General features: G+C 61.0%; 23 protein-coding genes. All 23 read left to right on the forward strand.

Going from position 1 to position 20,293, the window contains the following annotated elements:
* Positions 1 to 111: 111 nt before the first annotated feature.
* The 23 genes from WMO66_RS03520 (at position 112) to WMO66_RS03630 (ending at position 20,258) form a co-directional block, all read left to right on the forward strand.
* The gene (locus WMO66_RS03520; protein WP_349135009.1) at positions 112 to 1,737 is read left to right on the forward strand and encodes a phage portal protein; all 1,626 of its coding nucleotides are present in this window, start codon (positions 112 to 114) and stop codon (positions 1,735 to 1,737) included.
* Positions 1,727 to 1,927 (forward strand): hypothetical protein, encoded by a 201-nt coding sequence (locus WMO66_RS03525; protein WP_118729363.1) that lies wholly within the window; start codon positions 1,727 to 1,729, stop codon positions 1,925 to 1,927. Before WMO66_RS03520 ends, WMO66_RS03525 begins: the two co-directional genes overlap by 11 nt.
* 5 nt (positions 1,928 to 1,932) lie before the next feature.
* Positions 1,933 to 3,192, forward strand: a complete 1,260-nt coding sequence (locus WMO66_RS03530; protein ID WP_349135010.1) for a head maturation protease, ClpP-related — start codon at positions 1,933 to 1,935, stop codon at positions 3,190 to 3,192.
* Positions 3,193 to 3,196: 4 nt separating this feature from the next.
* Positions 3,197 to 3,601 (forward strand): head decoration protein, encoded by a 405-nt coding sequence (locus tag WMO66_RS03535; RefSeq protein ID WP_349135011.1) that lies wholly within the window; start codon positions 3,197 to 3,199, stop codon positions 3,599 to 3,601.
* Between the two features lie 14 nt (positions 3,602 to 3,615).
* Positions 3,616 to 4,692, forward strand: coding sequence for a major capsid protein (locus WMO66_RS03540; RefSeq protein WP_349135012.1), 1,077 nt, complete (start codon positions 3,616 to 3,618; stop codon positions 4,690 to 4,692).
* Positions 4,693 to 4,715: 23 nt separating this feature from the next.
* Positions 4,716 to 5,189, forward strand: coding sequence for a Rho termination factor N-terminal domain-containing protein (locus tag WMO66_RS03545; protein ID WP_349135013.1), 474 nt, complete (start codon positions 4,716 to 4,718; stop codon positions 5,187 to 5,189).
* Positions 5,186 to 5,554: a hypothetical protein gene (locus WMO66_RS03550; RefSeq protein ID WP_118358590.1), complete on the forward strand. Its 369-nt coding sequence runs from the start codon at positions 5,186 to 5,188 to the stop codon at positions 5,552 to 5,554. Before WMO66_RS03545 ends, WMO66_RS03550 begins: the two co-directional genes overlap by 4 nt.
* Positions 5,551 to 6,123, forward strand: coding sequence for a hypothetical protein (locus WMO66_RS03555; RefSeq protein ID WP_349135014.1), 573 nt, complete (start codon positions 5,551 to 5,553; stop codon positions 6,121 to 6,123). Before WMO66_RS03550 ends, WMO66_RS03555 begins: the two co-directional genes overlap by 4 nt.
* A 3-nt stretch (positions 6,124 to 6,126) precedes the next feature.
* A complete protein-coding gene (locus WMO66_RS03560) occupies positions 6,127 to 6,612 on the forward strand; it encodes a hypothetical protein (protein ID WP_118358586.1) in 486 nt (161 codons plus the stop codon).
* Positions 6,609 to 6,938 (forward strand): hypothetical protein, encoded by a 330-nt coding sequence (locus tag WMO66_RS03565; protein ID WP_118729370.1) that lies wholly within the window; start codon positions 6,609 to 6,611, stop codon positions 6,936 to 6,938. The genes WMO66_RS03560 and WMO66_RS03565 overlap by 4 nt, the downstream gene beginning before the upstream one ends.
* Before the next feature lie 13 nt (positions 6,939 to 6,951).
* On the forward strand, positions 6,952 to 8,373 hold the full coding sequence (locus tag WMO66_RS03570) for a phage tail sheath family protein (protein WP_302635328.1): 1,422 nt from the start codon (positions 6,952 to 6,954) through the stop codon (positions 8,371 to 8,373).
* A gap of 15 nt (positions 8,374 to 8,388) precedes the next feature.
* The gene (locus WMO66_RS03575) at positions 8,389 to 8,898 is read left to right on the forward strand and encodes a phage major tail tube protein (protein ID WP_118729372.1); all 510 of its coding nucleotides are present in this window, start codon (positions 8,389 to 8,391) and stop codon (positions 8,896 to 8,898) included.
* A 72-nt stretch (positions 8,899 to 8,970) separates the two neighbouring features.
* On the forward strand, positions 8,971 to 9,396 hold the full coding sequence (locus WMO66_RS03580) for a hypothetical protein (RefSeq protein WP_349135015.1): 426 nt from the start codon (positions 8,971 to 8,973) through the stop codon (positions 9,394 to 9,396).
* A 41-nt stretch (positions 9,397 to 9,437) separates the two neighbouring features.
* Complete coding sequence (locus WMO66_RS03585; RefSeq protein WP_262564185.1) at positions 9,438 to 9,563, forward strand: hypothetical protein; 126 nt, start codon at positions 9,438 to 9,440, stop codon at positions 9,561 to 9,563.
* Between the two features lie 20 nt (positions 9,564 to 9,583).
* Complete coding sequence (locus WMO66_RS03590; protein ID WP_349135016.1) at positions 9,584 to 13,183, forward strand: phage tail tape measure protein; 3,600 nt, start codon at positions 9,584 to 9,586, stop codon at positions 13,181 to 13,183.
* Positions 13,180 to 13,392 carry a tail protein X gene (locus WMO66_RS03595; RefSeq protein ID WP_118729374.1) on the forward strand — a complete coding sequence of 71 codons (213 nt, stop codon included), beginning with the start codon at positions 13,180 to 13,182 and terminating at the stop codon, positions 13,390 to 13,392. The genes WMO66_RS03590 and WMO66_RS03595 overlap by 4 nt, the downstream gene beginning before the upstream one ends.
* A complete protein-coding gene (locus tag WMO66_RS03600; protein WP_118729375.1) occupies positions 13,389 to 14,738 on the forward strand; it encodes an SH3 domain-containing protein in 1,350 nt (449 codons plus the stop codon). The genes WMO66_RS03595 and WMO66_RS03600 overlap by 4 nt, the downstream gene beginning before the upstream one ends.
* Positions 14,738 to 15,088, forward strand: coding sequence for a hypothetical protein (locus WMO66_RS03605; RefSeq protein ID WP_186963005.1), 351 nt, complete (start codon positions 14,738 to 14,740; stop codon positions 15,086 to 15,088). The genes WMO66_RS03600 and WMO66_RS03605 overlap by 1 nt, the downstream gene beginning before the upstream one ends.
* Positions 15,089 to 15,090: 2 nt before the next feature.
* Positions 15,091 to 15,492, forward strand: a complete 402-nt coding sequence (locus tag WMO66_RS03610; protein ID WP_118358570.1) for a phage tail protein — start codon at positions 15,091 to 15,093, stop codon at positions 15,490 to 15,492.
* A gap of 7 nt (positions 15,493 to 15,499) precedes the next feature.
* Complete coding sequence (locus tag WMO66_RS03615) at positions 15,500 to 15,820, forward strand: GPW/gp25 family protein (protein ID WP_118358568.1); 321 nt, start codon at positions 15,500 to 15,502, stop codon at positions 15,818 to 15,820.
* The gene (locus WMO66_RS03620; protein WP_349135017.1) at positions 15,813 to 16,952 is read left to right on the forward strand and encodes a baseplate J/gp47 family protein; all 1,140 of its coding nucleotides are present in this window, start codon (positions 15,813 to 15,815) and stop codon (positions 16,950 to 16,952) included. The genes WMO66_RS03615 and WMO66_RS03620 overlap by 8 nt, the downstream gene beginning before the upstream one ends.
* Positions 16,945 to 17,532 (forward strand): phage tail protein I, encoded by a 588-nt coding sequence (locus WMO66_RS03625; RefSeq protein WP_349135018.1) that lies wholly within the window; start codon positions 16,945 to 16,947, stop codon positions 17,530 to 17,532. The genes WMO66_RS03620 and WMO66_RS03625 overlap by 8 nt, the downstream gene beginning before the upstream one ends.
* A 17-nt stretch (positions 17,533 to 17,549) precedes the next feature.
* Entirely contained in the window at positions 17,550 to 20,258 is a 2,709-nt protein-coding gene (locus WMO66_RS03630; RefSeq protein ID WP_349135019.1) for a hypothetical protein, read from the forward strand.
* The last annotated feature ends 35 nt before the right edge of the window (positions 20,259 to 20,293 follow it).

Here is a 20,293-nt window from a genome sequence, read left to right on the forward strand (position 1 = left end):
ATACCGGCAAAGCGCCCGAAAGGGCTTTTTGCACAGGCAGCCTGGCGGAGTTTGCTCCTTTCGCCGCCGGGCGGCCTGTTTTTTTATTCCGAAAACGGGAGGCGATAAGCATTGAGCAACAAGAAAGACCGCCGCCGCGCAGCCGCGCCGCAGGCGAAGGGGTACAGCGAAGCCGGGGCCAGCTTGACGCGGCGGGCGCTCAAGGGATTTGTTCCGGACAGCGGCGCTCCCAATGAGGACATCAACCGCAACAACGCCACCCTGCGGCAGAGGGCGCGAATGCTCTACATGGCCGCGCCGGTGGCTACGGCGGCGATCAATACCAACCGCACCAAGGTCATCGGGACGGGGCTGACGCTCAAAGCGTCCGTGGACCGCGAGGTGCTGGGCATCTCCCCGGAGGCGGCGAAGAAGTGGCAGCACGCGGCGGAGATGGAATTCCGGCTGTGGGCAGGGAAAAAGCAGAACTGCGACGCGCTGGGCCTGAACAACTTTGAGAGTTTGCAGCAGCTCGCCTTGAAGTCGTGGCTGCTCAGCGGCGACGTGTTCGCGCTGGTCAAGCGATACCCGGCAACACCGCTAAACCCCTATACCCTGCGGCTGCACATCGTGGAGGCGGACCGCGCCTGCACGCCAAGCGAATATGGCGGCGGTGTAACCATCGGCGGCTTCGTGGAGGGCAAGATCCCCGAGGGAAAGCCCGGCGCAGGCCACAAGGTCTACGACGGCGTGGAGGTGGATGGCAACGGCCGCGTGGTCGCCTATCACATCAGCAACACCTACCCGCACCAGATCACCAGCGAGCCGCAGAAGTGGCAGCGTGTTGAGGCCTACGGCGCCAAGACCGGCCTGCCGAACATTCTCCACATCATGGACAGTGAGCGCCCGGACCAGTACCGCGGCGTTCCTTATCTGGCGCAGGTCATCGAGCCGCTGCTCCAGCTTCGGCGCTATACGGAGTCCGAGCTGATGGCGGCGCTGGTGCAGAGCTTCTTCACTGCATGGATCGAAACGGAGACCGACCCCTCCGATACACCCTTCAACGAGGTCGGCGCAGGAGATATTGCCAGTGTCCCCGCCGAGGTCAACGCGGACGGCGGACCGGTGGCGAACAACATCTCCGATGATGACAACGAGTACGAGATGGGACCGGGTACGGTGACGCACCTCGCCCCCGGGGAAAAGGTCAACTTCGGCAATCCGAACATCCCCACCGCTGGCTTTGAGACCTTTGTCAAGACGCTGTGCAAGCTGGTCGGCGCAGCCTTAGAGCTGCCTTACGATGTGCTGATCAAGGAGTTCAACAGCTCCTATTCCGCAAGCCGAGGCGCGCTGCTGGAGGCGTGGGAAGCATTCAAAATGCGCCGGAAGTGGTTTGTGGACGACTTCTGCCAGCCGGTCTATGAGATGTTCCTGGCCGAAGCGGTCGCTCTGGGGCGCATCAACGCCCCCGGCTTCTTCACGGATCCCCTTGTGCGGGAGGCATGGTGCGGTGCGCGCTGGATCGGCCCTGTGCAGGGCAGCCTTGACCCCAAGAAGGAGGCGGAAGCCGCCCTCATGCTGATCGACAACGCCATCAAGACCCACGAACAGGTCAGCCGCGAAATGAGCGGCGGCGACTGGGAGGAGAACGTGGAGCAGCTGCAGCGTGAAAACGAGCTGCTGACACAGGCAGGAGGCAACAAGGTCACCGTTGTATCGGCATCGCCGAAAGAAGGTGACGGCGATGAAGACTAACTTCGAGCATCTGCAGAGCCTGAATGTGCGGAGCATGGCGCTCGCCATCTGGAACTATGCAAGCGACTACTGCGCCTATTGCCCGAAGAACATGGAGCGCCGCTGCAACGAGAACTGCCGTGCGGGAATCCGCGAGTGGCTGAACAGTCCCTACATTCCGTCAAGCGATATTTGGAAAGAAAAGAGGTAATGCGCATGAGTATTCCGGCAAAGAGAGCTGGGCGAAAGTCTCCCGCCGTCAGCATCTCGAAAAAGGTCTATACGATGGCCACGGTGGACGGCAGTGATGCCGAGATCACCATGTATGGAGACATCTACGAGGAGCAGCCTACGAACTGGTGGGGCGAGCCCGTCGAGGGGCAGTACATCCTGCTCTCCGAGTTTTTGGAGGACCTCAAGCAGATCTCCGGCTGCACGTCCATCACTATCCGCATGAACAGCTACGGCGGCGACGCCGGAGCGTCCAACATGATCCACAACCGCCTGCGGGAGCTTGCGCGGAACGGCACGAAGCTTACCTGCATCGTGGACGGCGTTGCCATGAGCGGCGGCAGTCTTATCATGTGCGCCTGCGATACGGTCAGGGTCAATCCCTCCAGCCTCGTCATGATCCACAAATGCTGGACCTTCCTGTGGGGCGGCTACAACGCCGACGAGCTGCGGGAACAGGCCACCCAGCAGGATGCGTGGGACAAGATGCAGATGGAGGTCTACACGCGCAAGACCGGGCTGTCGGCCACGGTGATCTCCCACATGATGGCGGACACGACCTATATGACAGGCCGCGAGGCCATCGACAAGGGCTTTGCGGACGAGCTGATCGAGGACGCGGAGCCGACCAGCATCGCCGCCAGCGCGGACGGGCGCTGCCTGTTCGTGAACGGGCGGCAGATACACCTTGCCCCCGGCATGTTTGCGCCGGACAACATTCCCACGGTCACACCCGAGGCCTCCGCCCCGGTTGAGACAGATAAAAACAAGCCGGAAGTCACCGGCGATGAAGGAGGAATTTCCATGACTAAGGAAGAGCTCCGGGCGAAGTACCCGGACGAGATCGCCCAGGTGGAGGCCGACGCCCGCGCTTCCGTCGATCACACTGAGGCGGTCAACACCGCGATCCAGGCCGAGCGTACGCGTATGCAGGAGATCGACGAGATTTCCGGTCTGCTCGACGCGACGGACGTGCAGCAGGCCAAGTACGGCGACAAGCCCTGCTCTGCTGCCGACCTGCTGATGGCAGCGGCCAAGAACGCCGCCAAGCAGGGCAAGAAGTTTCTGTCCGATCTGAAGGACGACAGCGAGGAATCCGGCGCCGAGGGCGTTCCCGCCGCTCCTGCCCCCGCAGTCGAAAAGCCCGAGGGCGAAGACGGCGAGGAGAACGACACCCCCGAGGCGCGCATGACCAACGCCCGGAGCATGGTCGCTGACCTGCTGGGCAAGAAGAAGGAGGGCTAAGAACATGATCAATCTGAGTGAAAAGCTCGGCGAGATGACCTTTGACGGTCTGATTACCGACATCAAGCCCGCGCCCGAAGTGCGCGGCGGCGTTATCCGCAAGCTGTCCGCTGCGGCCACGCTCAAGCGCGGCACCATTCTTGCCAAGTCCTCCGGCACGGCCGGCGACGGCAAGCTGGTCGTTCTCGGCAGCACGGCCAAGGAAAACGAGACCCTGACCCCCGACTGCATCCTGTGCGACGACATCGATGTCGGCACCGCTGCCGACGAGAAGGTGGCGGTCTACACCGCCGGCTGCTTCGACATCGGCAAGGTGACCGTTGCCAGCGCCTACAACATTACCGAGGGCGACAAGGACAATCTGCGTATGCGCGGCATCGTCTTCAAGGCTGCTGCCGCTGCCAACTAAGGAGGGAATCAACAATGGCTTCTGAACTGAATTTCTTTGACACCTATGTGCTGATGGCGATCACCGAGGAGATCGTTCCTCAGCAGACCTTTTTCCGCGACCGCTACTTCCCCACCGGGGAGCGCGACATCTTCGCCTGCGACAAGGTGCTGACCGAGTACCGCAAGGGCGACCGTAAGATGGCGGCGTTCGTCTCCGCCCGCGCCGGTGACATCCCCATGGACCGCATCGGCTATGCCATCCATGAGTACCAGCCTGCTTTCATCGCGCCGTCCCGTCTGCTGACGCTGGACGACCTGACCAAGCGCGGATTCGGCGAGGCGATCTACGCCAACAGCACCCCTGCCCAGCGCGCGGCGCGTCTGCAGCTGGACGATCTGACCGACATGGACCGCCGCATCGTGTGCCGCGAGGAGTGGATATGCGCGCAGACCATGATCAACAACGCCTGCACCATGCAGACCTACATCGACGACAAGACCGAGGGTGAGAAGCTGTATGTCAAGTTCTTCGATGACGCCAGCGACCACACCTATACCGTGGCCACCAAGTGGAACGCCACGGGCGGCGACTTCTTCGGCGATGTGAAGGCCATGTGCCGCAAGCTCTCCAAGCGCGGCCTGCGCGCGGCCGACCTGGTGCTCGGCTCTGACGCAGCCGACGCGATCCTCGACATGGAGAAGGTGCAGAAGCTGCTCGACCGCAACAGCGGCATCATCATCGGTACTATCGACCAGGAGCTCAGCCGCTACGATGGCGTGGTCTATATGGGTACGCTTAATTTCGGCGGCTTCAAGCTGAACCTGATCTCCGTAGACGAAACCTACATCGACAACAACGGTACCGAGCAGAAGTATTTCCCCGCCACCTCTGCGATGGTCACCGCCCCTGGCTGCGGCCATCTGATGTACGGTCAGATCACCCAGATCGACTACGGCTCCACCGCCTTTGCCAGTCATGCCGCGGCCCGCGTTCCGAAGTTCTCTCTGAACCAGGAGGCGGACATCCGCAAGCTGCGTCTGGGCGCTCGCCCCCTGGCTGCTCCTCACAACTACTGCCCGTACATCTACGCGGCCGAAGTTGTGTCCTGACCCGGCGCGGAAAGGAGACGGCTATGACGAAAATTGAGATCATCTGCGGCACATACGGCTACAGGCCGGATGGCTCGAAGCACCCCATTCCCATCGACCGCGGCGGTATCTGCGAGGTCTCCGAAGAGGAGGCGCAGCGCCTTTTTGCCCTGTGTGTCGCCCGCCCCGCCGAGGAAACGCCCTCTCCCGCTGTTGCAACGCCCCATGAGGGCGAGGACGGCAGCGGGGCTGGCGCTGACCCATCTAACGGCGACGAGGGCGCAGAGGGCGCGGAAAGCGCCCATCTTGACCCCGAGCAGCTTAAAACGCTGACCAACGCCAAGCTCGCGGAGCTTGCCAAGGAGATGGGCATCGACACCGCTAAGCTCAAGACCAAGGCGCAGCTGATCGCCGCCATTACGGATGTTCCGCTGGAGGACGCGATCGCCGAGGACGATGACGGCGTGGACGACGGCGAAGCGCCCCCTGTGCTGACGCCGGAGGCGCCTGTGGTATGAGCGGCTTCAAGGATATGGTCGCCCGCGACAACTTCGGCGTGTTCCTCAACTGCGACGAGTTCGCGGAAAAGCGCACCGTCAAGTACGACGGGGCGACCTACGAGGATATTCCCATCGTCCTCTCCGGCCTGAAGGAGAAGGACCGCCGCCAGCTGATGAGCGACCATGCCCAGGGGCTTTACATCGTTTCCTCCGTTCTCCACTGCGCCCTGTCCGATCTCGGCGGGGTGCAGCCGGAGCGGGGGCAGCGTATCAGGATCAACGACCAGGAGGGCGGCGGCGGCTTCTTCCGGGAGTTCTATGTCGCGTCCTCGGTCTGTGAGATGGGTATGCTGCGCGTGGAATTGGAGGCGGTGGACGAATGAGCTTTATCCGCGTCAATGAGGTCGGCGATGGCAGCCTGGAGCGCGTGAACAAGCTGCTGCACAATGTTCCGGGCGGCGTTTACAAGGCGGCTTTCTCCGCGTTGAGGCGCGCCGGAGATACAGCCAAGACCCGCGCCGGACAGTTCGCAGCCGCCGAGTACACCATCAACAAGGGTGAATTCATGCGGAGAGTTCACTCCAAGACCCACATCACAGGCGGTGCGGGAGGCGTGATGGGTATGAGCATCAGTTTCTCCGGCACCGTGCTCCCGCTGCTGACCTTCAACACCACATACAGCCGGGACGGCACCGTGCAGACACAGGTAAAGCGCAACGGCGGAGCTGCGACGCTTCAACACGCATTCGTGGCCCGCATTTTCGGCCCGACTGCCGTTTTCGAGCGCGTCGGCTCTCCGCGCTTTCCTGTGGAGCAGAAGTTTGGTCCGTCTACCGGACACATGATGCGGAACGAAGAAGTCATCGAGAAGATGGACGAAACGATCCGCGACACCTACGAAAAGCGCGTTGAGCATGAAATCCTGCGCGTGCTGAACGGATGGGGAGGCTGATTTATGACAAGAACCATTCTGCTGAAACGCCTGCGGGCCTTTACCGAGGAGGTCACCGCCGACCTGATCATGCCGACCCGTTTGCAGAAGGGCGACACGGAGCAGATCTTCCGCCCTGCAAAGGTCTACCTGATGCGCCTGCCGGACGGCACTTCTGCCACCAAGAAGGCTCCCTATGTGCTGCACCAGGTCATTACCGGCATGGATCAACAGCCGCAAGGACAGCGTGTGACCTCCAGCGCCAAGGTCCGGTCTATCTGCTGTGTCTATAACGATGACGAGCAGGAGGGCGGGCTGATGCTGCTGAATCTCATGGAACGGCTGCGCATTGCGATGCTCAGGCAGGTCGTGATCGGGGGGCAGTTTACCCTTGACCTGGAGGCGGGGCTTGAAACGCTGGTCTATCCCGATGACACCGCCCCCTATTTCGTGGGGGAAATGATCTCCACATGGAAGCTTCCCCCTGTGGAAAGAGAGGTTAACCTATGAGCGAAAAAATCATCGACACGGCGGCTCAGACCGCCGCACCAAAGACGGCAAAGAAAAAGCCTGCCGCGCCGAAGAAGGTCGCCGACACCGGCGGCTTCTGCGTCTATCTCGGTCCGACCATGATGGGCGTGATCCAGCGCGGTACCATCTATCGCGGCGGCCGGAAGGAAGTCCTTGACTCCCTTGCCCCGGTGATCGAGCAGCACCCGCTGATCGCGTCGCTGGTGGTGAGCGACGAAACGCTCCCCGCCGACCGCATCAAAGTCAAAACGCCTGGGAACCTGCTGTATGTGAATTATCACAAGCTGGCCAAGGGCATGAAGTAAGGAGGAAATTTCAATGAACCACGGCGTATATGTCTCTCAGCAGGCTACCAGCGTCAGCACCCCTGTCGTGGCGGAGTCCGGCGTCCCCTTCGTGGTCGGTCTGGCTCCTGTTCAGGCGGCGGATAAGCCTGCTGCCCCCGGCACCCCTGTTCTCTGCACCAGCTGGTCTGAGGCAGTGGAGAAGCTGGGCTACTCCGACGACTGGGCAACCTACACGCTCTGCGAATTCATGTATTCGCACTTCAAGCTGTTCGCCTGCCAGCCTGTCATTTTCTGCAATGTTCTGGATATCGCCACCGCAAAGGAGGCGTCTGCTGCGGCTGATGTTGCGGTGACGGAGCACAAGGTAAAGCTTCCCATCGCGGCCATCAACGATTCCGCTCTGGTCATCAAGCCTGCCGGCGGTACCGGCTCTGCCTATGTGTCCGGCACCGACTATAACGCCTATTACAGCGGCGAGCATCTGGTGGTGGAGCTGCTGTCTACCGGCAGCGCCTATGATGCCGAGCAGGTAAACATCGCCTACAACAAGGTCAAGGCATCCACCGTCACCGCATCTGACATCGCCTCCGCGATGGAGAATGTGGAGCTGTGCCTGACCCTGCTGGGCATCGTCCCCGATCTGCTGTGCGCCCCCGGTTATTCTCAGCAGTCTACCGTGGCCGCTGCAATGACCGCCAAGGCAGGCAACATCAACGGCCTGTTCCGCGCCAAGGCGCTGATCGACATCGACTGCGGTGCTTCCGGCGCGCGTGCCTATTCCGATGTTCTCACCAAGAAGAACGCCGCCAACATCGCCGACGAGGACGAGATCGCCTTCTGGCCGATGGCGAAGCTGGGCGATTACAAGTTCCACCTGTCTACCCAGATGGCGGGGCTGATGGCGCAGATCGACACCGGCAACGGCGGCTGCCCCTATGAGTCTCCCTCCAATAAGGGGCTGCAGTGCGACGGCCTCTGCCTGGAGGACGGCACCGAGGTCAACCTGACGCTTGCGCAGGCTAACTACCTCAACGGCGTCGGCGTGGATACCGCGCTGAACTTCATGAGCGGCTGGGTGGCGTGGGGCAACTACACCGCCTGCTATCCCTCCAACACCGATGTCAAGGATTACTTTATCCCGGTCAGCCGTATGTTCGGCTGGGTCGGCAACTCCCTCGTCAAGACCTTCTGGAGCAAGCTGGACAAGCCTATGACCCGCCGCCTGATCGACACCGTTCTCGATTCCGCCAACATCTGGCTCAACGGTCTGGTGGGTATGGGCTACCTTCTGGGCGCTCGCGTGGAGATGCTGGAGAACGAAAACCCGCTGACCAACCTCATGGCCGGCATCATCAAGCTCCATGTCTACATGACGCCGCCCTCTCCCGCTCAGGAGATCGACTTCGTGCTGGAGTATGACGCCAGCTATGTCACCAGCGCCCTGCAGGGCTAAAAGGAGGTTTGAATCATGGATCAGAGCATTATCAACTTCAAGGTCTACGAGGACTCTGTTGAATATGTCGGTATGGCACAGGCGACCCTGCCTGACCTGACCGCGCTGACGCAGTCCATCTCTGGCGCCGGCATCGCAGGCAATGTGGAGTCGGTCATTCTCGGCCACTTCGACGCGATGACGCTGGGCCTTAACTTCCGCACTGTCACCGATCAGAGCGTGAAGCTCTCCGAGCCTCGCCGTCACACCATCGACCTGCGCGTTGCACAGCAGGACGAAGATGTCGTGGCAGGCAAGGTGGTCGTCCGCGCCGTCAAGCACATTCTTGTGGTCATTCCCAAGAGTGACAAGGGCGGCTCCGTCGCCCCCGCCGCGCCCTCCAACGGCTCCGGCGAGTACGCCGTCCGCTACTGGGCGACCTACATTGACGGTAAGAAGGTGCGTGAGGTCGACCAGCTCAACTTCATCTGCTATGTCAACGGCACCGACTACCTGGCCGACGTCCGCAAGGCGCTCGGCATGTAAGAGACCTGACAAAAGCCCGGGGCGGAACATCCGCTCCGGGCATCTTTTTGAGATTTGAAAGGAGTTATCACCATGGCTGATATCAACAAGACCGTTGTTCCCGCCGACGCTTTCTCCACCGTCGATCACGACGAGTACGCCGCCGCCGAGGCGCAGGCCAAGGAGAGCGTAGGCAACTATACCCTCAAGCTGAAAAGGCCCTTCACCTTCGAGGGGCAGACCTTTGACGAGCTGAACTTCGACTTTGAGGGGCTGACCGGCGATGACGCCCTTGCCATTGAGGACGAGCTTCAGGCCATCGGCAAGCCCACCATCTCGCCTACCTTCTCCGGCCAGTTCCTGGTGCGCATGGCGGCGCGAGCCTGCACCAACACCATCATTGACGCCAGCGGCCGTCCCCGCCGTATCGGCGACGACGCCCTGCGCGCCCTGCCCATCTTCGAGTTCAACCGCGTCAGAGGCAAGGCCCGCTCTTTTTTGCTGGCATCGGAGCTGTAACCGGCGACGGCGGCGTCTGGCTCCGCAGGCAATGTCTTACGATGGCGAAAAACAATCAGACCCCCGTTTCCTACTGGCTGTCGCTGCCCCTGCCGTCCCTGTGCAAGTGGATCAAAGTCAGCAACCAGCTTGTGAAGGAGGCGCGGGAGCGACGCAAGAATAAATAAATCTGAAAGGAGGGCCGTCTATGGCAGGCCGCAAAGAGTATGAGATGCTATTCCAGCTGAACGCGCAGCTTGGAGGCAGTTACAGCAAGACCTTCAAGGCCGCTCAGCAGGAAATTGTGTCCATGCAGAAGGAAATCCAGGCCCTCTCAAAGACACAGGCGGATATTTCCGCATTCCAAAAGCAGCAGGCAGCCGTGGAAGCGACGCGGAAGCGGCTGGAAATGCTGCGGCAGCAATATGACAATATCCAGCGGGAGATGGAGGAGACCGGCAACGAGTCCGCCGACATGAAGAACAAGCTGCTGGCAAAGCAGCTTCAGATCGACAAGACCTCCGCCTCGCTGGAGAAGCAGACGGCAAAGCTGAACGAGCTGAGCGGGGCTTTGGAAGAGGCGGGTGTCAATACCGACGACCTCTCCCACAGCTCCGAGCAGCTTGCCGGCAAGATCGACACGCTAAAAAAGAAGCAGGGCGAGGCCGCCGATAAAGCTATGACCTTCGGCGACAAGGCGGGGCAGGCCTTTAATCAGGTACACGAGGCCATCGTGGCCGCAGGCATCGCCGTCGCCCTGAAAGAGATCTACGAATACTTCGCCAGCTGCGCGCAGGCGTCGATGGACTTTGAGAGCGCCATTACCGGCGTCGCCAAGACCACAGACCTCACAGACGAGGAACTGGCGGCAATGTCGGATTCCATCAAGGCGCTGTCCACGGAGATCCCCGCCACCACAGAGGAGATCGCAGCGGTAACCGAAGCCGCGGGACAGCTCGGCATCCAAAAGGACGCCCTGCTGGACTTCACCGAGATCATGACCATGCTCGGCACTGCCACCAACATGACAGCTGACGAGGCAGCAACCGCCCTTGCGCGCTTCGCCAACATTACCGGCATGGCAACGGACAATTACGGACGGCTCGGCTCTGTCATCGTTGACCTTGGCAACAACTTCGCCACAACGGAATCCGAGATCGTGGCGATGGGTACGCGCCTGGCGTCGGCGGGTAAGCTGGCCGGACTGACCGAGCCGGAGATCATGGCTCTGGCGGCGGCGATGTCCTCTGTCGGCATCGAAGCCGAGGCGGGCGGTACCGCCATGACCCAGACGCTCAACGCCATTGAAAAGGCCGTTGCAAAGGGTGGGGACGACCTCGCGGAGTTCGCCCGTATCGCGGGTATGTCCTCCGAAGAATTTTCTTCTGCGTGGAAGAACGACGCCATGAGCGCCCTGACTTCCTTCATCGGCGGGCTCGGCAAGCTGGACGAGCAGGGCGAGAGCACCGTCCTCGTACTGGAAGACCTGGGTCTGACCGGCATCCGGCAGAGCAATATGCTCAAAGCCCTGGGTCTTGCCGCAGACCAGATGACCGGCGCGGTGAACACTGCAAATACCGCCTGGCAGCAGAATACCGCCCTCACCAACGAGGCCAACAAGCGCTACGCCACCGCGCAGAGCCGGTTGACCATGATGCAGAACGCCTACAACAACCTCAAGGTAGCCATCGGCGACGCTTATACTCCCGCGCTCAGCGAGGCTTACGGCGTCGGCACGAAGGTCCTCAACAGCATTACGGCGTTCATTCAGAAGAACCCGGCGTTGGTCAATGCCATCACCGCCTTTGCAGGCGTGATCGGCGCGGTCGTCGCCGCGCTGGCTGCCTATGCGGTCGCTGCAAAGATAGCCGCAGCCGCCAGTGCCATCCTCACAGCGGCGATCCCCGGCGTCAATGTCATCATGGGCGTTACCGCTGCCGTGGCCGCAATCACGGCGGGCATCGTTGCCCTGGCCACCGCTGCGGCGAATGACGCCGTACCCAGTGTGAAGGAGCTGACCGAAGCCGCCCGCGGAATGCGGGAGGCGATGGACGAGGCCAAGGCCACCTATGATGATACCGTTACCTCCACCATGGCCGCTGCAGGCGTCGCAGACACCTACATCGGCAAGCTGGAGGAGATGGAGGCGGCGGGGCTCAATACCGACGAGCAGCACAGGCAGTACCATAACACCCTGGCTCTGCTCTGCCAGGTGGTGCCGGAGCTGGCCGATTATATCGACCTCGAAACCGACACCATCAATGGTGGCACCGAAGCGCTCCGCGCCAACACCGAGGCGTGGAAGCAGAATGCCATGCAGCAGGCCTATCAGGATCAGCTCACCGAGCTGTACTCCCAGTATTCCGCCGTGCTGATCGAGGCAGAAGAAAACAGCATCGGACTCACCAAGGCGCAGTACAGCCTGGAGGCCGCCCAGCAGAAGCTGTCTGATACCTACGCGCAGATGGATGCGCTATGGGCAGACGCGCAGAAGCAGGCGGATGCCTATTACGACCAGTACGGCTATTACACCGATGCGACCGCTTTTCTCTCGCAGGAATACTACGACCTGCAAAACTCCATCTACGACACCAACAACGAGATATGGGCGGCTGAGAAGTCCATCAAAAATTACAACAAGGCGATGGAAGAGGACGCAGACGCCGTTTCCGATGCTGAGGCGGAGATCGCCCTCGCGGAAGAGGCGGTCAAGAATCTGACCGCCTTCATGAACGAAGGCACTGGCGCGTCCGAGGAGGCTGCTGCACAGGTCAGCGAGTTCCAGGCTGCCATCTCCGGCGTGCAGGAAAAGATCAACGCCCTTGTGGAGTCCTACAACGAGGCGTACAGCGCGGCATACGAAAGCATATCCGGACAGTATCAGCTTTGGGACGAGGCCGCAAAGGTCGTTGCAACCAGCGCGGGCAGCATCAATTCCGCACTGGAGAGCCAGATCGCCTACTGGCAGGACTACAACGCCAACCTGCAATCCCTGACTGACCGCAGCACCGACATCGAGGGGCTGAGCGACATGATCGCCTCCTTTGCTGACGGCAGCTCCGACAGCGTGAACGCGATCGCCGGCATGGCAGGCGCCACCGACGAGCAGCTGGCCACGATGGTAGCCAACTGGAAGACTCTGCAGCAGGAGCAGCAGAACGCGGCGGGGAGCGTAGCCGACCTCAAGACCGACTTCACGGCCACCATGGACGAGCTGCAGACGGCGCTTGCTGAGGACATTGAAGCGATGGACCTTGGCGACGAGGCCAAGGCAAGCGCGCAGGCCACCATTCAGGGATTTATCGACGGAGCTGTCGGTATGCTGCCCCAGGTGACCGCTGCCTACAACCGCGTCGCCGCCGCAGCCAGAGCCGCACTGTCCGCGTCCGGTACCGGAACGGCCGGCAGCATTCCCGGCTACGCAGTTGGTACGCAGTCCGCCGCACCCGGCTTTGCCCTCGTCGGCGAAAACGGCCCGGAGCTGGTCTACTTCAACGGCGGCGAGCAGGTCATGACCGCCGAGGAGACCGCCGCTATGCGCGAGAGCATGGAGATCCAGGCCATCACCTTCGCCCCGCAGCTGCTGGAGGCACTGCACGCCATCCATGGCGACGGCGCGCTTTCGGCAGAGCCGGGCGCAGGCTCCGGCGCCGGATCGGTGGAGCTGCAGATCGTGTTTCAGATCAACGGCGGCGCATCGCCCGAGACGGTGGAAGCTCTGCGTGAGTACGGAGACGAGTTCACCGAGCGCGTCCTTGAAGTCATGGAGGAGGCCGGCATCGACACCGCAAGGAGGGCCTACAAATGAGTAAGACCTACACCACCATTCAGGGCGATATGTGGGACAGCATCGCCTTCTCCCAGCTGGGGAGCGAAGCGTACACCGACCGGCTGATGAATCTCAATCCGCAGTATCTCGGGTACTACACCTTTCCGGCCGGGATCGTGCTGAAGCTGCCCGACCCTGCTGAGGATGTCGGCGACGCCCTGCCCCCGTGGAAGCAGGTGGTCGGATGAGCAGCCCGAATCAGGCGCGCCGCGTCACGGCGCAGATATTTTTCCAGGGCGCGGACATCACCGGCAGTATGCGCCCCTATTTCCTGTCGGCCACCTACACCGACAAGGAGGCGGACGGCACCGACGATCTGCAGCTGAAGCTTCAGGACCGCGATGATATATGGCTCAAAAAGTGGCTGGCCGATGCCATCGACGCAGCAGCTTCCGCAGGGAGCCTGTCCGCGTCCTCCAAGGCCAAGACCGATGGTGCGGCAAAGTCCTACAAGGTCACCGCCAAAAGCGGCTTGAATGTCCGCTCTGGCCCCAGCACCAGCTACGGTAAATACGGTGCTCTGGTCTGCGGCGCGGAGCTGCAGGTCGAGGGCATCGAAAACGGCTGGGCGAAGGTCAGCTATAACGGCAAAACCGCCTATGTCAGCGCATCGTACATCAAGGAATCCGGCGGCGGGGGCGGCGATGCTTCTGCCGCCGCTCCTGCCTCTGCTTCCGGCGCCGGCTTCAAGATCAGCGCCGTGTTCGTTCGGGAGAACTGGACGGGCGGCGGCAGGGATAAGGTGCTGGACTGCGGACAGTTTGAGCTGGACAGCGTTGACGCCTCCGGCCCGCCGAACACCATCACCATCAAGGCGACGGCTCTTCCGTACAGCGCACAGATCCGCCAGACGGAGAAATCCAAGGCATGGGAGGCCTACACGCTTTCCGGCATCGCAAACGAGATGGCCGCTGCCAACGGAATGACCTGTATGTTCCTCGCCAACAGCGACCCGTCCTATGGCCGCGTGGAGCAGTACAAGCAGAGCGACATCGCCTTTCTCTCCAAGCTGTGCCACGAGGCGGGCATCTCTTTGAAAGCCACCAATAACCTGATCGTACTTTTCGACCAGGAGGATTACGAGAAGAAATCCCCCGTGCTGACCATCGTCCGCGGCAGCGGCAGCTACACCAAGCACAAGCTGAACGCGGGAACGGCCGGAACGCAGTACGCTTCCTGCCGCGTCAGCTACACGGACCCCGGCACAGGAAAGTGCATCGAGGCCACCGTCAAGGTAGAGGACTACAACGACAAGGCCAAGAACAACCAGCAACTGGAGATCACCGCGAAGGTGGCAAGCGTGGCCGAGGCCAAGACCAAGGCTGAAAAATATCTCCGGCTGCACAACAAGTACGCAAAGACCGCAACCTTTACGCTGCCCGGCAATCCGGATATCGTGGCCGGTGTCACAGCCAAGCTCACCGGCTGGGGTGCGTGGGACGGGAAATACATTGTGGAGCAGGCCGCGCACTCGGTCGGCTCGTCCGGCTATACCACGCAGGTCAAGCTGCGCAAGACATTGGAGGGATATTGATGGACGAACTGCAGAATATCCTTTCGAGGCTCGTTCAGACCGGTACGGTAACGGCCGTCGACAGCGCAAAGCGCAGGGCTCGTGTCAAGTTTAAGGACACAGGCATCATTTCGGACTGGCTCTATGTGCTCCAGCACTACGGAGCGAATTTCTACATAAAGCCGGACGCAAAGCACACGCATGAGATCACGGACACCTTCACCGGCGGCGGCACAGCCAGCGAATTCCCCGACCACGACCACCTGCCCGGCTCGCATCTGACCTACTGGATGCCGAAGGTGAATGACCGCGTCCTCTGCCTATACCTTCCGGTATTCAACGGGGACGGTTTTGTGTTAGGAGGTTTTTGAGTATGGGAATGGTCGGCTGTCTGGGCGACATCGTTTTTACGGTGTCTGACCGCACAATCGAAACGATCAATAATGTCACCTGGTCTGGGTCTGCCCGGTACGCGACCCATCAGCGGCACGGCACACACGCCCTTACGGAGTTCACCGGCCTTGACCCCGACAAGATGACCTTCGACATTGTTCTCTCCGCTTACCTCGGCGTTGATCCTATCGCCGAGGTCGTGAAGCTGTGGAACTATGAGCGCGGCGGCATCGCCGTCCCGCTGGTGATCGGCAACAAGGGCTACGGGAAATATCGCTGGTCCGTGCTTGATCACAAGATGAAGATGAAAACCTATGACGGACGCGGCAACGTCACCAGCGCCACCGTGTCCGTCAGCCTGCAAGAGTATCTGAGGGGGTAAAGCTGCCATGAGCTACAAGGTGACCGCATCTGACATCGGCGCGGTGCAGCTCAACGAGACTGACACCGTCCGCTCTGTCTTGCAGAATATCGCCATTATCCTTTCCACGCGGCAGGGGACCTGTCCGTTGTATCGCGGCTTCGGGCTTCCTCAGAAGTTCGTGGATAAGCCTCTGCCGGTAGCTATGCCTATGATGTATTCCGAGGTCAAAGAGGCTGTGGAAGAATATGAGCCCCGCGCCGAGGTGGTGAATGTGACCTTTGCGGCCGACAGAAACGCCCCGGGCAGGCTGATCCCTACCGTGGAGGTGAACATCATCAATGAGTGAGAGAAATACGGGATATCAGTTTGTTTCTACCGACACCGAAGCGGTGGAATCGCTGCTGATCTCCATTTACGAAAAAATCACCGGCGTCAGCGTGAAGCCTGCCAGCCCCGAAAAACTGTTTATCCAGTTCGTAGCCGCCGTGGTGATTCAGGAGCGCGGGCTGAACAATTACACAGGCAATCAGAATATCCCAAGCCGCGCGGAAGGGGAAAACCTGGACGCGCTGGCCGAGCTGTTCTATGTCACGCAGCGCCCGGCGGCGCAGGCTGCGGTCTGCACCGAGCGCTTCCATATCTCCGAGGCACAGACCACGGCGATCCTCATTCCTGCCGGTACGCGCGTCACTGACGCCAGCGGTACGCTGACATGGGAGACGGTCGCGGATGCCTATGTATCCATCGGCGAGACCTATGCCGATGTGCAGATCCGCTGCCAGACTGTTGGTGCGGTAGGCAACGGCTACGCAGTGGGACAGATCAACACCTTCGTTGACCTGTTCGACTACTGTGAGCGCTGCGAAAACCTCACCGCCAGCGATGACGGCGCAGACCAGGCCACTGACGACGAGTTCTATGAGCTGATGCGCGCCAGTCAGGACGCTTACAGCTGCGCCGGAGCCAAGGGCGGGTATATCTACTTTGCCAAGCAGGTCAGCACCAAGATCGCCGACGTGGTGGCGAACAGCCCCAGCGACGGAGCGGTGGACCTCTATGTCCTCATGGACGACGGCACCATCGCTACCACGGAGATCAAGAATGCCGTCCTTTCCGCCTGCAACGATGACACGGTGCGGCCGCTGACGGACAAGGTCTCTGTCAAGGACCCGCAGAAGGTGAGCTACAATATCACCTTCACCTACTATGTGCCGAAGGACAGCTCCCTCAGCTCCACAGAGATCAAGGCTGCGGTCGACAAGGCCGTGGCTGAGTTCGTCGCGTGGCAGTGCGGGAAGCTGGGGCGCGACATCAACCCCTCCGTGCTGATCGGAAAGCTCATGCAGACCGGCATCAAGCGCGTGGCGCTGACCAGCCCGGTCTTTACCACGCTGCGGGATGGCTCCGACGACGCGACGCCGCAGGTTGCGTCGGTCGGGACCATCACGGCCACGAATGGGGGCTATGAGGATGAATAAGGCGCACGGCATCACGAAGGAAAACCTGCTGGCCTCCTTGCCGGCAGTCCTTGCCAATGACGACAATATGGCAGCACTTGCCTCTGCCGTTGCCGAGGTGCTGGCTGCCCGCGTAGGCGAGATCGAGCGCGTGTCGATCTACTCACAGATCGACCGGCTCCCGAACGAGCTACTGGACATTCTGGCGAACGACTTCAAGGTTGACTGGTGGGACGCCAACTACACCCTGGAGGAAAAGCGCCGGACGCTGAAAGACTCATGGAATGTTCACCGCAAGCTCGGCACCAAGGCGGCGGTCGTGCTGGCGATCTCCGCCATCTACCCCGATACGCAGGTCAGCGAATGGTGGGAATACGGCGGCAAGCCGTACCACTTCAAGCTGCTGATCGACGCCACCTATGAGGATGTCGACCCCGTCAGACATCAGCGCGTGATCGACCGCGTTGCCTTTTACAAGAATCTGCGCTCGGTGCTGGACGAGGTAGAATACTACGACGCCGGAGGACTGGCAACAGAGTATTTCGGCGCGGCCTGTATCGGCTGCGAGCTGGTCGACAGCGCGGCCGCCATTCGATACTGACACGGAGGTGTTTTACTATGGCAACATGGAACGGCGTCATCACCAACGCCGGCAACAGCCTGCTCAATGAGTGGGTGAATGAAAAGACCCTGAACTTCGACAGCGCAGCTGCGGGGCAGGGCACCGTCGCGGCGGCGGCAATGATGGCACAGACCGCCCTCGTCAATGAAAAGCAGACCGCGAGCCTGCTGGGCGGCGAGAGGGTATCTTCCGGCATTCGCCTGAAGCTCCGCATCGCTGCGCCGAATACGGCCTATACGCTGAATCAGTTCCGCGTATCTGCCAGCGTGGGCGGAGGAGCGTCCGCCATGATCGCCTTGTTCCAGCTGGAACAGGGCGTTCCCATTCCCAGCAAGACAGAATCGCCGGATTTCGTCTACACCTTTTACGCTCTGATCTCCTGCTCGAATACCGGCACATGGACGGTGACGGTCGACACCAGCGCCTGCGTCACACAGGGCGATATGTCCGCCGCCATCGCTGAGGCGGTAAAGACCAAGCAGGACAAGATCATGGTCAAGGGTCTGCTGCTGGGCGACGGGAACGGGAATATCTCTGCGGCAGTCGCCGGAAAGGACTACGGTTATCCGCTTGCAACAGGCTCAGGAGCGCCGACAGACACGACCGAGGGTACCGCAGGGCAGCACTACTATGACAGCGCTACGGGCAAGGAATACGTCTGCAGCGGCAAGGACAGCAGCGGCAAGTATCAGTGGAAGCTGTCCGGCGCCAGCGACGCGGCCGATCTGACCTATAACGGTGAATCGCTCGACACCTTCCTTGATGGCGTTTCCAGCGACCTCGAAACTCTCTCCAAGGGGCTGGACGGAAGTAAGCCACTCACCGGCAAGACCGATCCGACCTCCAGCACGAAGGGCTCGGTCGGCCAGTCGTATCTGAACACAGACACCATGCAGACCTTCTACTGCACGGCAGCCAACGATCAGACCGGCGTATATACATGGGAAAAGCCCAAGGGCGGCGGCGTGGCTCCACAGCTGGAGGTCTCTGTTGCCACCGGATCGGCTATCACCTGTACGAACGGCGAGACTACGCTGACTGGCACCAGCGTCGGCGGTAAATGCGTTTTTGATCTCCCTGGCTACGGTACATGGTCGCTGTATGCCACGCTGAACGGGCAGACCACCGCCACCGAGACTGTGGTCGTGGATCAGGTCAAGCAGTACGCGGTGACGCTGAGTTACTTCGCGGCTACGCTGACCGTAACGGCGGAATCCGGCGCAGTCGTGACCGCCGCGCTTGGCACGAAGCAGTATACCGGCACCTGCGGCAGCAACGGCAAGTGTGCGCTGACCGTCAACTATGCCGGCACCTATTCCGTGACGGCCACCAAAAGCGGGGTATCCTCGTCCACGGCGTCCGCATCGGTGTCGACCTCCGGCGGCAGTTACACCGCAACGGTGAAGTTCTGCACCCTCACCGTCACCATCGACAGCGGCTCTACGGTCAAGGCGGTCAACGGCTCCACCACACTCACGGCCACCAGCAGCGGAACGGCAAAGTTCTACCTGCCGAACACCGGCACGTGGAGCGTCACCGCCACCAAGAACGGCGAGACGGCCACCGGCAGCGTAGCTTGCAGCTCCTACACCGGCTATACGCTGGAGCTGTCCTATGTCAAGGTCTTCGGCGTTTGCTGGAATTACAATGCGCAGTCGACGGCTCTGACGCGGCTGAAGAAGGCCACCGATCCGAACGGACTGGTCAATGTCGACATCACCACGAATCCCGCGCCTGCGGTCGGTACCGGCGCCGGCAGCTCTCCCTTCGACAACTATCTCCCGTGGAGCGGCATGGACGAGTACAACATCATCAACAATGCCGTAAGCTACAAGAAGGGGCAGAGCGGCTTCTCTCGAAGCAGCTACGATACCGTTGTCTTTATCCCCGAGTATTACTTCCGTATTATCGACGATGCCGCCAACAAGAAACGGTACTTCTACATCGCGGATAAGGCCAAGAGCGGCTTCACCAAGCACCCCGGCTCCGGCAAGTATGTCGGCCGCTACAACACGATCTCCGGCCATTATTCCAAGACCGGCGCTGCGCCGCTGGTCAACCTGACCCGCGCATCGGCTCGTTCCGGTGCCAGAGGAAAGGGTAGTAAGTGGAGCGAGTATGACTTCGCGTCTTGGTGCGCGGTCTGGCTGCTCTATTTGGTGGAGTTTTCCGACTGGGACAGCCAGAGCAAAATCGGGCGCGGCTATGTCGACGGCAACAGCTCTGCCATTTCTTCCGGCGGCACGGACAGTATGACCTACCACACCGGACGCGCAGCTGGGACGAACGGAAAGACCGCCGTCCAGTACCGGCACATCGAGAATCCCTACGGCAATGTCTTCGAGTTTATCGACGGGATCAACTTCTCCGACGGAACGGTATATGTCTGCCTGAACCCTGCGAGCTATGCAGATGACACCGCGGCCAACTATACGAACATCGGCTCCAAGATACAGAGCGATGGGTACATCACGGCCATCGGCGTATCGTCGGCCATGCCCTGGGCGTTCTATCCCACGGCGGTCGGCGGCAGCGAGACGACCTACATTCCGGACTACGCCTACTACAACTCTGGCTGGCGTGTCCTCCTCGTCGGTGGCTACTGGATCTTCGGCGGCTATGCCGGCCTTTTCTGCTTGAACGCGGGCAACGCCTCGTCGTACTCGTACTCGTACGTCGGTGCGCGACTCCTTTTCCACCCCTAATGGGGGACCGGGGGCCGCAGCCCCCGGCGCGTTCC

Source organism: Faecousia intestinalis (assembly GCF_040096185.1).
Classification (GTDB): Bacteria; Bacillota; Clostridia; order Oscillospirales; family Oscillospiraceae; genus JAZOXB01.